Raw genomic sequence first — 16,285 nt, forward strand, 5'->3', positions numbered from 1 at the left:
TTCTTTCATGTTTTGTGTGGTAACTTAATTGTAAGCAAAGGTAGTCTCTATGTCTATCTTTTTGAATTGAATTTGCGCAACTTATTATACGTTATCAAACTCCACCCGAAGAACGTCAATACTTTAAGGATCTGTTAGCTAAGGAGCTGTAGGCTCTTGCTACCAAAAAAGCGCCTGCCATCCGGCAAGCGCTTTTTCTGTCTACTATTTCCTTGTTACCTTAAGTAATTAGGTTTCGTATAAAATCAAAAGTTATTACAATTGGATTTCAAATCTATAATTGTAATGACGTACACCACCCATTTCTAATTTATATCGCTCATCTCCACGCGATAAATCAAGTCCTCTAATCAATGTATGCTCCTGTAAATATTTTATACTTTCACCAATCATCAATTTTCCAGGAGCATAGGATCCATATTTGCTATCAATAGCTACATAAGGAAAAACTATTTCATTGTAGTTTGTAGCAAAGCCTGTCATAAATGCTACTAATCTGTTATTTAAGAAGAAACAAAACGTATAATGTGAAGCCATATTTTTCATAGCCCATACTAAAGCGGAGAAATAGCGATGCTTAATATATGGAATAAAATCCATACGGCGATTTTTTCGTTCCGACTCACGTTTTGTATATATCTTCATAGCCTCAGACAATAACGCTTTATCTGTAAACGGTCCTTGGATAACCTTAAGACTCATATCAAGCTCATTCCTACGAACCTTGCTATATGCTTTATGTAGGTTAGAACGCGCGTTGCGTGATAAACCTTTTTCATATTCTTCATAATTATCATTGAAAGGAACTTTTACGCATACACGCTCTTCCTCTGCTTTTACCGGGAAAACAGCAGCTGCACCGGCTTCAGCCATACCTTTTAAAAAATTAAAAAAATCATACGTAATTCCAACGTTTTGCCGGGAAACATGCTCTTCAATTCGGAAAAAGCATTCTCAAATTGCTTTGTCGTAATTGCTGCATCATATAACAAATCAAGATGGCCTGCACCACTTATATTTTCGCCAAAAAGACGTAGCTTATTTTTCTTCAAATATAATGGGAACAACACCAAAGGCTTTTTCTCTTCTTCATATACGCAAAAAAAGTTCTTTTGAAACATAGAAGATGGCTTTACTTTCATATACTTGTATATCTGCTCATTATATTCCCATGAAGAATACGGAAATAAGTAGGGATTATCCGCATACAATTTTTGCCAAATTTGCTTCAAAGCAGGACTATCCCACTTATACATTGTCATCATATCTTATTCACTCCTAAAATCAACTTTACATGGTATTGCTAAATGCCAGTTTAAAGCCTTTATAAACATAAAATGCACCATACTACTTTCAAACTGCTTATATTATAACATTAAGCAGGCTTTGAGTAAATCAAAGCCTCAAAGTTCTTCTTGTGCCTTATAGATTTTCAATAGTATTCTTACATAATTGCATAGCGTGAACAATACTCAAGCATTTCGACAAATCTAAGCACATCTATATTAGCATAGATCTTATGAAAATTGACTCACTAGTAGTTTTCTGCTATGATAAGTATATTTCAAACTAAACGAATATTGGTCTGTAAAGGAGTCTTGATATTATGAGCTACATTGATGCAACATATATTATAACCGCTGTCATCTTTTACCTGTTTTCCTATATTTACTATCTTAAGATTTCACACGGATTAGGCAATAAAGCTACATATCTGCAACTGCGACGTTTTATCCCCTGTGCCATTTTATCGGTGCTGCCTGCTGCTTTAGCCGGCTTACCCTTAACCTCACCTTTATTCGTCATCCCAACGATTATAGCTATTCTTTGGATTGTTACATACCCAACTCTTTACTTCATCAGCAATCACAAGGTATCTTCTGACTTTGAATTTCACTTTGAAGCAGTCTTCGGCCTTTATTTCATCGCCTGGATTTCTTCTTTGGGAATTATCATGCAACAGATTAGCTGGCTTGCTATTCCTGCCACTATCCTTATTACTGTTGCAGAATTAATTATGCTTTCTATTACTGTAGCACAACTAATTTACTATGGTCTTTACAAAGCCTGTATCAACGAAAACGGTATGGAAATGATTCAGGAAACTCACTATAACGAAATTATCGAATATATTAAATCCATGCCTATCATGCTTAACCTCATTACTTGCTTGAGCAGCATTTTTGTCACAGCCGCTACACTCTTCGTAAATTATCACGAAATGCTAATCACCAAAGATACTCCCATCATTAATCTGGCAATAATTGCTGCTATAGCAATCTTTTTATCTACCTATCTTTGGAAGAAAAAGCATGGCGTTTTTATTCGCACAGCTATTGTAGAATTTTATTTAGATGTCAAGGAATATCTGGCCACTAATCTTCAATATAGCCAAAATATGCAGGAACGCATCAGTGAATTACAGGTTACATTATTGAACAAGACTGATAAACCGCACACTATTCTTTTGGTTATCGGCGAATCTGCATCACGCGACTATATGAAGGCCTTCAACAAAGATTACAAATTTGATACTACGCCCTGGCTCAACAAGATGGCGCAAAGCAAAAATTTTATTCTTTTTCCTAATGCATTCTCCATTTTGCCACATACTGTTACTGCAGTTTCTAATGCTATGACAGAAATAAACCAATATAATGATAAAAAGTTTTATGAATCCTGCTCTATTATTGATATAGCCCATGCGGCAGGATATAAAGTTCATTGGTATAGCAATCAGGGACATCTTGGTTGCGCTGATACACCTGTTACTTTAATTGCCAATACAGCAGATGTTGCCAAATGGACTAAGCAGGAGCTTAACCAGGTTCAATATGACGAATCTCTTCTGCCTTACCTTGATGAATTGGATCCGGAGAAAAATAATTTCCTCATTGTACATTTAAAAGGTAATCATTTCAATTTCCTTAACCGCTTCCCTGAAAGCTTCACCAAGTTTGGCACTCCCGGTAAATATGAGTTAGAAGTTAATTATGCTGACTCTATAGCTTATACAGACTATGTGCTTGAGCAAATTTTTAACTATGCTAAGGATAAGCTGAACTTGCAGGCAATGGTCTATTTTTCTGATCATGCTACTGTTCCAGACAAAAGACGCTCGCCAAACTTTGAAGGTCTGGCAAGCGTAAGAATCCCGTTTTTCACTTATTTTGCAGACGAATATATAGCACAGCACAAAGAAGTATATGATACTCTAAAGAAACACGCAAACCTTTATTGGACTAATGACTTAGCCTATGAGCTACTATGCAGCATATTTGATATTAAATCGAATCGTTTTGACGAAGCCAATTCCCTTGCATCCGAAAAATTTAAGTATAACCGTGAAGATTTAAGAACTAATTGTGGACAATCGAAAATATAACAAGCAAGGAGGTCAGCTATGCTGGCCTCTTTTTTACCTATTCCCATACATCTTCTCATAATAATTCTGATACTCGCCATTAATGATATCCTTCCACCACTTCTGGTTCTCAAGATACCATTTAATGGTCTTTTTAATGCCATCAGCAAACTTTGTCTCCGGCAACCAGCCTAGTTCATTATGAATCTTCGTCGGATCGATTGCATAACGCATATCATGGCCTTTGCGGTCGGTTACATGTGTAATCAAGCTCTCCGGCTTGCCTAATTCTTTACAAATCAGCTTCACGATATCAATATTGCGCATCTCATTATGACCGCCGATATTATATACCTCGCCTACTCTGCCCTTATGAATAATCAAGTCAATAGCCTTGCAGTGATCTTCAACATAAAGCCAATCGCGTACATTCAGGCCTTCACCATACACCGGCAGCGGTTTATCTGCCAAAGCGTTCGCAATCATCAGCGGAATCAGCTTTTCAGGGAAGTGATACGGACCGTAGTTATTACTACAGCGAGAGATAGTCACTGGCAGGCCGTAGGTTCTGTGATAAGCCATTACGAGCAGGTCTGCGCCAGCTTTAGAAGAAGAGTACGGACTGCTGGTATGAATAGGAGTTTCTTCCGTAAAGAACAGGTCAGGTATGTCAAGAGGCAAATCACCGTACACCTCATCTGTAGAAACCTGATGATAGCGCTTTATACCATACTTACGGCATGCATCCATCAAGGTTGCTGTGCCCATAATGTTCGTCTGTAAAAAGATGCCGGGATCTTCAATAGAGCGGTCAACATGCGACTCCGCAGCAAAGTTTACCACGATATCAGGCGTCTCTTCTTCGAAAAGCTTATTCACAGCAGCTCTGTCGCAGATGTCAGCCTTGACAAAGCGGAAGTTGGGATTATCCATTACAGGCTCTAATGTTGAAAGATTACCTGCATAGGTCAGCTTATCCAGACAAATAATGCGATAATCTGGATATTTTTTCAGCATATGAAAGATAAAGTTGCTGCCAATAAAGCCGGCGCCACCAGTTACGATAATGTTCATGTATTTATACCTCGATTTCTTTTAAATATCTTGCTAAAGCATCCGTCCACTCAGGCAATGGATTAAAATTTTTACTAATTAACTTACTCTTATCTAATCTGCTATTAAAAGGTCTTTGCGCTTTACTCAAGCCATATTCTTCAGTAGTTACAGGAATAACCTTAGTTGCATATCCAGCCTGCTTAAAAATTTCACAAGCGAAATCATACCATGATATATATCCGCCTTCATTAGTTGCATGATAATAACCATATTTATCAGTTTCTATCATATCAACTAATAAGCGCGCTAAATCAAAGGTGTATGTAGGGGTACCAATCTGATCATTAACTACTCTTAAAGTGTCATATTTTTTGCCAACATTGAGCATCGTTTTGATAAAGTTATTACCGTTTTTACCAAACACCCAAGCAATACGTACAATAAAATACTTCTTCAATAGTTCTGCTACCGCTAATTCACCCTGCAGCTTGCTTTCTCCATAAACATTCAACGGTGCATAATCTTTGCAGTCTGCTTGCCATGGCTCTTCTCCCTGACCATTAAAGACATAGTCAGTACTAATATAAATCATTTTGCAATCAAACTTTTTACATGCTTCTGCTATATTTCTTGTACCATCTACATTAATAGCAAATACTTTTGCTTTGTTTTGCTCTTCTTCGGCAACATCAACTGCAGTCCATGCAGCACAATGGATAACTGCATCTGGCTGAACATATTTTATGACGTTCACTACAGCATCTTTGTCAGTTATATCTAATTGAATATATGTATAGGGTAAAGAGATATTTTCTTTCTCCAGTATATCGCTACCTATGACCTCGTAATTACGCTTAACTAATTCATTCATTACATCATAGCCAAGCTGACCGCCAACCCCTGTTACAAAAACCTTCATTACATCAACCTCATTATACGACCTGCTGATTACAAATCAACTACTCTTTTCTTAAAATACTTCGCCTAATTCCTTCAAAAAAGGATTTTTTTTATCCTTCTCAGAAAGAATAGGATTATCAATGCCCCAATCAACGCCGATTTCAGGGTCATTCCAACGAATACCGCCATCAGCTTCAGGCGCATAATAATTATCTGCTTTATATAAAAATTCTACTTCATCAGTTAAGGTTACAAAGCCATGACCAAAGCCACGCGGAATCATAAGCTGTTTTTTATTCTCAGCACTCAGTTCTACCGCTACCCATTGCTTATAGGTTGGACTTTCATGACGCAAATCAACCGCTACATCAAGTACAGCGCCACGCACACAACGCACAAGCTTGGCCTGTGCTTTATTTCCCTTTTGGAAGTGAATACCACGCAAAACACCTTTTTTACTGCTCAAGGAGTGGTTATCCTGCACGAAATTATAAAACAAACCAGCCTCTTCCATTTTCCTCTGGCTCCAGCTTTCCATAAAAAAGCCTCGGTTATCACCAAAAACATCCGGTGTAATAATAACAACGCCGTCTAACTTAGTTTTTTCAAATTGCATATGCTTCACACTTTCTTAATAAATAATCTTACCGTCTGCAACCTTCTGCAAATACTGTCCATACGGAGATTTACCATAAGCCTTTGCCGCTTCGAGTAATTGCTCTTTATTAATCCAACCGTTTTGGTAAGAAATCTCCTCTAATACAGCAATAGGTATACCGGCATTTTCCTGCACAGCCTTAACAAACTCTGCAGCCTCATTAAGACTTGCTACAGTACCGGTATCAAGCCAAGCATATCCTCTACCTAAGGTTACAACTGAAAGTTTATCATTTTCCAGATAGATTCTGTTTAAATCTGTTATTTCCAACTCTCCACGAGCAGAAGGTTTTAAGCTCTTTGCATATTCGCAAACCTTTTCATCATAGAAATATAAGCCTGTAACAGCATAATTGCTCTTAGGCTGCGCAGGTTTTTCTTCAAGCGAAATAGCCTTACCATCAGCATCAAACTCTACAACACCAAAGCGTTCAGGATCATTAACATAGTAACCGAAAACAGTTGCACCTTCAGCATTGGCAACAGCCTTTTTCAAATGTTGCGTCATACCTGCACCATAGAAAATATTGTCACCCAAAATCATCGCGCACTTATCGCCTGCAATGAATTCTTCACCCAAGATAAAAGCCTGCGCCAAACCATCTGGAGAAGGCTGAACCTTATAGCTAAGATTAATACCGTATCTGCTGCCATCGCCTAAAAGGCGTTCAAAATTCGGCAGATCCTGCGGCGTTGAGATGATCAAGATATCTTTGATGCCTGCAAGCATCAATGTAGACAGCGGATAAAAAATCATCGGCTTGTCATAGATAGGCAACAGCTGCTTGCTTGTTACCATGGTAATTGGATATAAACGTGTGCCGGAACCTCCGGCGAGAATTATTCCTTTCATGTTTGTTCCTCTCCTTCTATCTAGTCATACGATTACTGCGTTACTTACCTAAAATTAAAAAGCTACATCGTTTGTATATCAATATTATTTATTTCCACATCTCAAGACAACTTCACAAATTCTGTCAACATCCTCCAGCGCCAAATCAGCATACAGCGGCAACGTCAGAACACGTTTGCTGATATGCACGGCAACAGGAGTTTCCATAACATCAAATTGGCCATGGAAACAGTCAAAACTGCTGGTCAGCGGATAGAAATACTTGCGCGCGCCTACACCAATCTTTGCCAAAGCATCGAATACTTCATTACGGCTTGCGCAAAATACCTTTTCATCAAAAATAACAGGGAAATAAGCATAGTTAGGCTGTACACCCTCTTGTATGGGACTAAGCTGCAAACCTTCAACGTCTTCCAAATGACTTCTATAGCGTTCTACTACTGCCTTACGTTTGGCAATCTCACCATCTACGTGACGCAGATTACATAAACCCATTGCAGCACAGAACTCATTCATTTTCGCATTAGCGCCAACTGCTTCAACGCTTTCCGGTCCATGAATACCAAAATTTTTCAGTTCGTACAACTTTCTGCCAAACTCATCATCATGATGACATACGCAACCGCCCTCTATAGAGTTGAACACCTTTGTAGCATGGAAGCTGTAGCAGGAAACATCACCATAGCTGCCAATACCGCGGCCATTGTACTTCACACCAAAGGCATGCGCTGCGTCATAAATAACCTTCAAGCCATACTTGTTGGCAATGCGCTCAATCTCTTCTACATCGCAGATATGACCGTAGACATGCACTGGCATAATTGCACAGGTATGGTCATTAATCAGCGCTTCGATTTTTGTTGCATCCATGCAATAGGTCACAGGATCAATATCGCAAAACACAGGCTTCAGTCCATTGCGCACGATAGCATGCGTTGTCGAAGCGAAGGTGAACGGGGTAGTGATAACCTCGCCCTGCAGGTTTAATGCCTGCAAAGAAAGCTCCAATGCCAAGTGACCATTAACCACAAGATCCAACTTTTCTACGCCCATGTAGTCAATTAAATTCTTCTGCAGTTGCTGATGCTTTACGCCCATGTTGGTCAGCCAATGCGACTGCCAAATGTCTTTTATTTCATTTACGTATTCTTCAAGACTAGGCATTGAAGAACGAGTTACGAGAATATTGGTTGCCACAATCATTTCACCTCATATTATCAACTAATATCATCATTTATTTTATCTATATCAACTGGTTTATCTGAAGCATATATAAAATAGTTAGTATTATAGCCATTATTATTTTTTAAGCAAGTCAAATCTTCATTTATTTCATTCTTCTTATAGCACCATTCAAATTTTTCGCAAACATCGAACAATGGCTTAAGATATGAAGTTTGCTCAGTAACAAATCTTACCCCAGCATATCTTTGCTTTAATTTTTTATAATCAACTCCAGTAAAATCATTACAAGCTATTTTTATTGCTGCTTGTATATAATGAAAACCTGTACTTAAATCTACCAATGGCCACGCTATATGATCTCCACCTGGTCTAGCATTAAACTCAATTAAATAAATTTCATCTTTTATAATTTTAATTTCCGTATGGCAAGGTCCATTAACAACCCCTATTTTCTCTAAAGCTTCACTAATCGTTTCTATAATTTTCTTCTTTAAAACTTTAGAAATACAAGCTGGTTGACTATGTCCTAATTCCACACAATGCGGAGGTCCAGAACTAATTTTTTCAGTAATTTGTATTATATAACTTGTTCCACGATATGTTAAACTCTCTACAGAATATTCAATCCCACCATCCAAATATTCTTCGATTAAACATGTGCTATCATTTACATTTTGAAATGTATATTCCATTGCTAAATCTAATTCATCTAAATTATTAACAACTGAAACGCCTCTTTTCCCCCCCCAAATTACTTGGCTTTAATACAAAAGGTAATTTGAAATTTAATTTAAATATATCATTTTTAGTAGATACTAACGCAAATCTCGGCTGGTTTAAATTCTGAACATCTAAAGTACACATTCGGTTTCGATACTTATTAGTTATCTTTTGAGCATCATCATAAGAGATACCATTTAAATTTAATTTTTCAGCGATATATGCTGCAATTGGTATTGTTAATTCGGTCGTTGCAACAACGCCAGTTATTTCTATTTCCTTACATAGTTCTAATATTTGATCTTTCTCAAATATAGATATTGGATAAAAATAGTCTACAAAATCTGCTGCAACTGCTCCCTTTTCCCATGCAAAACAATGCGTCTCAATACCTAGTTGATGAGCATTGTCTGAAAAAATTCTCGCCATATAGCCGGCTCCTATAATGGCTATTTTAATAGTTGCTCCCATAATTGCCCTCCATTTGTATCTTCTCTACTAAATACTCCATATCCTCAACACCATATCTCTGGTCAACAGGTATAGGCAAAATATCTTCTGCAAATTGATATTCCAATGTATCAGACTCACACTCATCCAAAACGTTAGGCCATAAAGTCGGAATATAAATTTTCATCTGCTGTAATTGCTTACGTATCCTCATACCATTATTAATCAGCAAGGGATACATAAAAGCACCATACGGAACAGTTAACTTTAACTTATTGACATCACTAAAAGCATCTCGCAAAAATTTAAAGTTGGCTTCTCTCTTCTTAGCAACAGCATCGTAATCTATTCCACGTAAGAGGTTATGCGTCAATTTAGACATTCGCTTTACAGGCTCATGCGCAAATAACTTGTTATTCGCTACATACTCGCCATAAAACTCATTTGCACTGCGTTCATAACGTCCCAGTAAAAAATTCATTCGTTCGAACGATTCATCTAAAGGGAGTTCTCGTTCAAGAAAGGTGTCTGTATAAAGAAATGCGCCATCAGCAACGCCAAAAAATTTACGGCATGTATAAAGCGTATCAACATTCTCTACAGGCATTTGATAATAGCTCTGTGCATTGTCAACAATTATTCTGTCATGTACCTGCTTTAATTCACTAATAGCTTCATTACTTAGCTGTCCATAAAAATTTACGATATAGAGGTATTCATCTTCAGCAAGCTTTTGCTCAAAAATTGGCATAAAGCTCTCAGTAATATGGTAATACTCATACTTAACACCAACTCTGTCACATAAATCCATCACAGAAGAACAAAGAAAGTATGGTATATACAGCTTTTTGATATGCTTTGCTTCGCAAAGATATGCCAACGCACTGCGTCCACAGTTCAAGGCTATTGCTTTTTCATGCAGCAAGACCCCATGAAATAATTCAAACTCTATGTATCCACCATATTCACGCATCAGCATTCACAAGCCTTTCTTTCATCCTATCCTTGTAAAAGCTTCCATTTTTACTATCCAAAATAGAGCCTGCTAACTGTAGAGAATCTAATGATGTCAAAGAGTTAATTTCTAAAGGCTCTGTCACAACAAATGGTTGATTTTTGACGAGAAATAGCGTATAATAATAGTAAGAAACAGTACCACCGAAGGAGGTAATTGGATATGCCTACTATCAAAGACGCATTAGATATTATCGGTAAGTTGACTGTCGCAGAGCAGGAAAGCCTTAAAACAATGCTTTTAAGTCCTGCCTTTGTAAAGTCTTTGAATATTGAAGATTTCGTAGCAAAGGAACGCTTTGCAAATGGTCGTGTATGCCCTCTTTGTGGCTGTATCCATGTGGTTCGCAATGGTCATCGTAAAGATGGCACACAGCGATATGTATGTAAGGATTGTGGCAAGTCCTTCGTGATTGCTACGAACTCCATTGTGTCTGGTACAAGAAAAGACTTGTCCGTGTGGGAGCAGTACATTGATTGTATGATGAATGGCTTATCCATTCGTAAGACTGCTGTTGCTTGTGGGATTCACAGAAACACCGCATTCCTTTGGAGACACAAGATTTTGGATGCACTTCAGAATATGGCAGACGATGTTACCCTTGACGGCATTATTGAGGCTGACGAAACTTTTTTCGCCATCTCGTACAAGGGCAATCATAGCAAGAGTAAGACATTTGCTATGCCACGCAAGGCTCATAAGCGTGGTCATTCTACACATATCAGAGGCTTGTCCCAAGAAAAGGTATGTGTTCCTTGTGCGGTTAATAGGAATGGCTTGTCTATCTCCAAGATTACGAATACTGGTAGAGTTTCTACAAGAGATTTACATCATATTTATGATGGTAGGATTAAGACCAATTCCACTCTTGTTACGGACAAGATGAACTCCTATGTGAGATTTACAAATGCCAATGGCATTGACCTTGTGCAGTTAAAGACTGGCAAAGCCAAGAAAGGCATTTATAATATCCAACATATCAATAGCTACCATAGCCAGCTAAAGAGGTTTATGCGTGGCTTTAACGGTGTTTCTACCAAGTATCTGAACAACTATCTTGTGTGGAATAACCTTGTAAATTACGCCAAAGAAAGCGACATGGAGAAAAGGAACATCTTCTTAACTTTTGTTTTGGCAACATTGAAAACTGCTAAATGCAGAGATTTATCAAACAGACCAGCAGTTCCTCTGGTCGCCTAATTAGAATTTGTGGAGATGATAAGATGGTCAATATAACAGATGTAAAACAGATTCTTCAATTTGCAATAGATGCGGAGATTAAAGTCTTTCTTGATGGTGGATGGGGTGTAGATGCTCTTCTTGGATATCAGTCAAGAGCCCATAATGATATTGACATTTTTGTAGAAAAGAACGATTATCAGAACTTTATAGAAATAATGAAAGCTAATGGCTTTTATGAGATTAAGATGGAATATACAACATTGAACCATACTGTATGGGAAGATTTGAAAAACAGAATTATTGATTTGCATTGTTTTGAATATACGGACGAAGGTGAAATTCTTTATGATGGGGATTGTTTTCCGGTAGAAACTTTTTCGGGTAAAGGAAGAATTGAGGAAATAGAGGTTTCCTGTATTGAACCATATAGTCAAGTAATGTTCCATCTGGGATACGAGTTTGATGAAAATGATGCACATGATGTGAAGTTATTGTGTGAGACACTTCATATCGAAATTCCAAATGAGTATAGATAACTGCAAATAACAGTTTGTAGGGGAGTTCTGATACTCCCCTATAAAAATGGCTATTTATCAACTGTTTGTTGTGACATAGCCTTTCTAAAATTTTCACTTCATTTTTACTTGTAACTACAAAATCAAATCCCAAGTAATTTAATTGAGGAAAGTGCTCACAAAAATCTGCAGAAGCTTTTTGTATTCCATTCCAAAGAGGTATTATCCCTTTTAATTCCGTTCCTGTATCTGGATGATGAGTAATTATTATATTTTTCATCAGCTCAAAATCATATAAGTTTCCTTTTTCGAAAACACCGTTATCATTTATATAACAAAGAACACCACCAGCATTGTAGTTTTCAACGAAGCCTGACTTTATAGTACCAAAACGAATAAAGCTCTTTATCAAGCTTATCTCTCCGTTTGACTTCTTGCCAACTAAATACCTTATAGTATTCACCGTATCAGAACAAAATGGCACCATATCTTTATGTGGATGCAGATACTCCGTAATTAAATAATCACGAAACTTCTGCAGCTCAAGCTTTAATTCTTTTCTAGTCAAAACCTTATCGTTAAGCATGTATGTCCCCCCCCACATACACACCTTTGTAGAATCCTTCGCCTAAAGAACCAGCTACTCGCTTAAATGCTAACTCCCCAGTATTTTCTAAGAAGGTTATAAGTTCATCAATCGAAAGCTTTCCTTTCTCTTGATAATCAGATAAACCCAATACATTACCAAAAGAATCTATCTGGAAGTAATATTTAGGCATATATTTGTCAAGGCTTGTTCCAACGCATAAATATTTCAAAATCAACTTATCATCAATCCAATGACTATATTGGCCATTCAATGGATGCATAGCGTAGTATTCCGTAGTTTTTAAATACTTATCATATTTTTTTCTACCAAAATCATTTATATTCCAATCTTCCCAAGAAAAACCTTTATTATGTATTTTCATAACAGAAAAAAATGAACCAATATGATTTTTGTAGTCTTGCAAAAACTCTTCACTAAGTAGTCTAGCTCCATCCCTTTTCATTTTCCAACGTATCTTCAAATAATTAGTATAAATTCTTCTTAATGTCATTTTCGTACCTCCTCTACATCAAAGAAATCGATACCAGCTTTTCTGTATTAGCGCAAAACAAATTTAATTCCATTTCTGTATCAAAACGTAAAAACAATATGCCAATAGCCTTTCCTGCCCCATCAAAAGTCTCAACCAAATCCCCTTTTTCTTTATAAATTTCTTTACGATAAACATTATCTATAATTAAATCAGAAATAAAAACCCCATCAAATTTACCATTCTGATAACTATGAAGCACATAGGTAACGAAATATCCTTTTTTCTTTTGTTGATTTATCGAAGGTTTTTTACCCATAGCAGCCAAAACATTAGCTTCTACTAAATCAATACCAAAAATATCTGATAATTGAATCGGTATCATATTGCCACCAGCACGAGGGCCAACTTCCAAGAAGTGTACGTTATCTTCTTTATCCAAGAGAATTTCTATATTCAATTCTCCAAATCTTATATCTAAAGCTGTGATAAGACGCTGCAGTTCAGTATGTATATTATTTATCTGCTTCTCATTCATACCACCTGGATATCTTTCGCCTATTGGTACTAAACCATTACCATGATTACCACGTAAACAGCTCATTTCACCATATAAAATTATCTGACCATCCCAAACAAAAATATCGCCGCCAATTACAGCGGGGAAGTTACTTTCAATAAATTCTTCCACAATAAGAATCTTATTGCGAGAATAGCTTTCAGCCCATGCTATTGCAGCATTAAGTCCTTCAGCGGACTTTAAAACAGTAACGCCTTTAGATCCAGATGAATCTGTTGGCTTTACAACAATCGGGAAATCCAGCTCTTGAATTTTTTCTTTTACTTCTTCGATATCCGCACCAACATTAAAGGTAAAATTTCTAGGACAAGCAAAGGCGTTCTCACTCAAAAACTTTCTAAAATTATGCTTTACACCCAAAACAGCAACAGATGCAGACGGATTCGAGGGTAAGCCAAGACGTTCTGCAACTATAGCCGCTGGCAAAGCTGCAGGATCAGAAGCGTAAGCAAGTATGCCATCCACCTTTTCATCCATGGCAACCTTATACACAGCCTCAACATCCGTTGTGCTGACATTGTAGTATTTGTCTGCTGCGTATTGACCGGGATTATCCGGAAGATAATCGCACAATACTGTGTAATACCCTAAACGCTTGGCAGTTTTTATAGCTATAACCTGCTGCGCGGAGCCACCTAAAAGTAAGATTTTCTTCATAATAATCACCTTTATTAATCTTTTCCTAATTTATTATCAAAATGTTTACAACAATATTCCGTAAAATCCTTGACACTATTTTTAGACGTTTCATTCATTTTTTCGTGCTCTTTTTGCAATAATCCAATGGTACTTTTTGCATAATCAATTTCTGTATCAGTAAATCCTATGGCAATGCCATATCTTTTATTATACTCATTGCGATAATAGGATACACTTTTTCCTGGTTCAGGAACAATTATTGATATACAGCCACACAATGCAGCAATCCTCGAATAAGCCGTCTCTGTATCAAAACTAATACAGTACTTACATTTATTAAATACCTCAACCTTTTCTTGCTCCAGCAGATCATCAATTATAATTCCATCAAGCGATGCAGGCAAATCGCTTCTATTGCGACCTTTTCTTACGATATAACAGGTTGCACTCCTCTCTCCAAAATTCGTTCGTTTGTATAAATCAAGATTAAAATATGGACAGCAAAGCGTAATTTCTTTTGGATTAAGCTTATGATCATTAAATACATGTCTATAACATACAAACAGATCCTTTTCCTTGTTATATTCTCCATCCTTGTATGTATGATGGTATAATAGCCATCTTACAACATTCTTAGCCTTTAAAAAGTTTCCTTTAGCTATCTCTGGATATACCACTATTGTATTATCATCAACCCAAGGCAAATATTTTCTTGGCAAGCCCCTGATTGGTACATCGATATAATTAAAGTAATACCTTTTAAACATTTTTGCCAATAACGGTGCTGAAGCCAATTTCCATAAGTCTTTAACCGTAAACATTATCCACTTATACCAGAAAAAGAAGCTACCAGGTTTACTAAAATAACCAGAATAAAACATCTCTGCTTCATACCCTAAATCATTAAGATATTTACATAATGCATGTAATACTATAGCTCCACCACCATTATTTCTAGGAGAAACTATAACATACTTTAATTTGTTCCTATTATTATCTTTAGACATTAACTAAATCCCCCAATAATATCTTTACTTTTTAAACCTCTCCACCCAGCTTTTCAGCGTATATTCGTCAACAATCTCCTTGTCAATTTCTTTAAAAGGCGCATTCAAAAACTCCGGCAGTTCTGCAACCTCTCGTTCTCCTAAAACAAACACATTTTGCTCGCAGTAGAAATCATAATTTTTGATTTCAGCACTCGTCGTAATAAGCTTCTTTTTAAAGAAAAGTGCTTCATAAGGCCTTTGAGTAATACCGGTCTGTCCGTCAGAAATCAGCTCTAATATAGCCTTGCTTTGCTTAACATGTTCAATGACATCACTATATGTCATGTATGCAGCTTTCTTCTTGCCACGCCTGTTTTGCGGTACAAGGTGAATATCATGCGTCAGTCCTGCCTTAGAAAGGATTTCTTTAATTTGCGCAATTCTTTGCGCACGATCCCCTTTTTCCTCCCCAACAAAAAAGACCTCTCTATTGTTTTCAAGCCAACTGTCATTAAGATACTCATCAAAATAGTATGGTGAAAAAATATAAAAGTATGGTGCAAATTCAATGTGATATCTTTCTGCAATTCTTCTGTCGCAGGTAAAAAATCTTACCGGCAAATCCTTGTACAAAAATGGTTCTTTTTTCGAGCCTTCTTTTATTGGTGAATCGATAAAAACATTTAAGTTGCATTGAGGATTCTTTTCCAGAATATATTCAAAAACATCTCTTCCACGAATTTCATCTATAAGAATTACTGTGTCAAATCCCTTGATCCGCTCTTTCCAATCACCATACCAGGTACTTGGCTTAATACAGTCAAATACTTGCATGCTTTTGGGCATATGAAAAGACAAATCCTTGAATTTTTTTTCACACCAATTAACGTTTTCCCTATAAATACGCGTTACTTCAATATCCGGATATCTTTGTAACCACTTTTGCGGCGGCTTTACAGGCCAGCCAAGTATCAATGTTTTATTATTATTTATCATACCCTCTACTCCTATAAAATCATCTTTTTCTATTAAAATATTTTACACCCAAAACCAATACGTTTCAATCTCAGCACTGCCTTATTGCAAGCTTAAACTGCATAT

The 16,285-nt window shown here is 36.8% G+C and carries 17 protein-coding genes and 1 pseudogene; 3 read left to right on the plus strand and 15 right to left on the minus strand.

Translation table 11 applies throughout. The annotated features are described in order from the left end of the window. Positions 1–255 precede the first annotated feature (255 nt). Both M5E81_RS09130 and M5E81_RS09135 read right to left on the minus strand, forming a co-directional pair. Positions 256–873, minus strand: coding sequence for a GNAT family N-acetyltransferase (locus M5E81_RS09130; RefSeq protein WP_249747326.1), 618 nt, complete (start codon positions 871–873; stop codon positions 256–258). 5 nt (positions 874–878) lie between these two features. Next, entirely contained in the window at positions 879–1,265 is a 387-nt protein-coding gene (locus tag M5E81_RS09135; RefSeq protein ID WP_249747327.1) for a GNAT family N-acetyltransferase, read from the minus strand. Positions 1,266–1,606: 341 nt separating this feature from the next. Between M5E81_RS09135 and M5E81_RS09140 the strand changes: the two genes are divergently transcribed. Beyond that, positions 1,607–3,385 (plus strand): phosphoethanolamine transferase, encoded by a 1,779-nt coding sequence (locus M5E81_RS09140; RefSeq protein WP_249747328.1) that lies wholly within the window; start codon positions 1,607–1,609, stop codon positions 3,383–3,385. A gap of 33 nt (positions 3,386–3,418) precedes the next feature. Here the strand turns inward: M5E81_RS09140 and rfbB are convergent, their stop codons facing one another. The 8 genes from rfbB to M5E81_RS09180 form a co-directional block, all read right to left on the minus strand. Continuing rightward, positions 3,419–4,438: a dTDP-glucose 4,6-dehydratase gene (gene rfbB, locus M5E81_RS09145; RefSeq protein WP_249747329.1), complete on the minus strand. Its 1,020-nt coding sequence runs from the start codon at positions 4,436–4,438 to the stop codon at positions 3,419–3,421. Between the two features lie 4 nt (positions 4,439–4,442). Next, entirely contained in the window at positions 4,443–5,339 is an 897-nt protein-coding gene (rfbD, locus tag M5E81_RS09150; RefSeq protein ID WP_249747330.1) for a dTDP-4-dehydrorhamnose reductase, read from the minus strand. Positions 5,340–5,390: 51 nt separating this feature from the next. Beyond that, positions 5,391–5,936 carry a dTDP-4-dehydrorhamnose 3,5-epimerase gene (gene rfbC, locus M5E81_RS09155; RefSeq protein ID WP_249747331.1) on the minus strand — a complete coding sequence of 182 codons (546 nt, stop codon included), beginning with the start codon at positions 5,934–5,936 and terminating at the stop codon, positions 5,391–5,393. Between the two features lie 15 nt (positions 5,937–5,951). Next, positions 5,952–6,830, minus strand: a complete 879-nt coding sequence (gene rfbA, locus M5E81_RS09160; protein WP_249747332.1) for a glucose-1-phosphate thymidylyltransferase RfbA — start codon at positions 6,828–6,830, stop codon at positions 5,952–5,954. Between the two features lie 84 nt (positions 6,831–6,914). Further along, positions 6,915–8,033, minus strand: coding sequence for a DegT/DnrJ/EryC1/StrS family aminotransferase (locus M5E81_RS09165; protein WP_249747333.1), 1,119 nt, complete (start codon positions 8,031–8,033; stop codon positions 6,915–6,917). Positions 8,034–8,047: 14 nt separating this feature from the next. Next, on the minus strand, positions 8,048–8,707 hold the full coding sequence (locus M5E81_RS09170) for an ATP-grasp domain-containing protein (protein WP_249747334.1): 660 nt from the start codon (positions 8,705–8,707) through the stop codon (positions 8,048–8,050). Positions 8,708–8,732: 25 nt separating this feature from the next. Then, the gene (locus M5E81_RS09175; protein ID WP_249747335.1) at positions 8,733–9,206 is read right to left on the minus strand and encodes an ATP-grasp domain-containing protein; all 474 of its coding nucleotides are present in this window, start codon (positions 9,204–9,206) and stop codon (positions 8,733–8,735) included. Next, a complete protein-coding gene (locus M5E81_RS09180; protein WP_249747336.1) occupies positions 9,190–10,164 on the minus strand; it encodes a hypothetical protein in 975 nt (324 codons plus the stop codon). Before M5E81_RS09180 ends, M5E81_RS09175 begins: the two co-directional genes overlap by 17 nt. A gap of 198 nt (positions 10,165–10,362) precedes the next feature. Between M5E81_RS09180 and M5E81_RS09185 the strand changes: the two genes are divergently transcribed. Next, positions 10,363–11,400, plus strand: a complete 1,038-nt coding sequence (locus M5E81_RS09185) for an IS1595-like element ISSag10 family transposase (RefSeq protein ID WP_002837184.1) — start codon at positions 10,363–10,365, stop codon at positions 11,398–11,400. Positions 11,401–11,423: 23 nt separating this feature from the next. Beyond that, entirely contained in the window at positions 11,424–11,918 is a 495-nt protein-coding gene (gene lnu(C) / locus M5E81_RS09190) for a lincosamide nucleotidyltransferase Lnu(C) (RefSeq protein WP_019543803.1), read from the plus strand. 94 nt (positions 11,919–12,012) lie between these two features. Here the strand turns inward: lnu(C) and M5E81_RS09195 are convergent. The 5 genes and pseudogenes from M5E81_RS09195 to M5E81_RS09215 form a co-directional block, all read right to left on the minus strand. Then, positions 12,013–12,501 (minus strand): annotated as a pseudogene (locus M5E81_RS09195) (sugar-transfer associated ATP-grasp domain-containing protein); the annotation flags it as partial. Then, entirely contained in the window at positions 12,476–12,997 is a 522-nt protein-coding gene (locus M5E81_RS09200) for a hypothetical protein (RefSeq protein WP_249747337.1), read from the minus strand. The pseudogene M5E81_RS09195 and the gene M5E81_RS09200, both read right to left, overlap by 26 nt. 13 nt (positions 12,998–13,010) lie before the next feature. After that, on the minus strand, positions 13,011–14,213 hold the full coding sequence (locus tag M5E81_RS09205; RefSeq protein WP_249747338.1) for an ATP-grasp domain-containing protein: 1,203 nt from the start codon (positions 14,211–14,213) through the stop codon (positions 13,011–13,013). Between the two features lie 14 nt (positions 14,214–14,227). Beyond that, on the minus strand, positions 14,228–15,202 hold the full coding sequence (locus M5E81_RS09210) for a hypothetical protein (protein ID WP_249747339.1): 975 nt from the start codon (positions 15,200–15,202) through the stop codon (positions 14,228–14,230). Positions 15,203–15,226: 24 nt separating this feature from the next. Further along, the gene (locus M5E81_RS09215; RefSeq protein ID WP_249747340.1) at positions 15,227–16,180 is read right to left on the minus strand and encodes a WaaS/CpsH family glycosyltransferase; all 954 of its coding nucleotides are present in this window, start codon (positions 16,178–16,180) and stop codon (positions 15,227–15,229) included. Positions 16,181–16,285: the final 105 nt, after the last annotated feature.

It is taken from the genome of Phascolarctobacterium succinatutens, from assembly GCF_023497905.1.
Lineage (GTDB): Bacteria > Bacillota > Negativicutes > Acidaminococcales > Acidaminococcaceae > Phascolarctobacterium_A > Phascolarctobacterium_A succinatutens.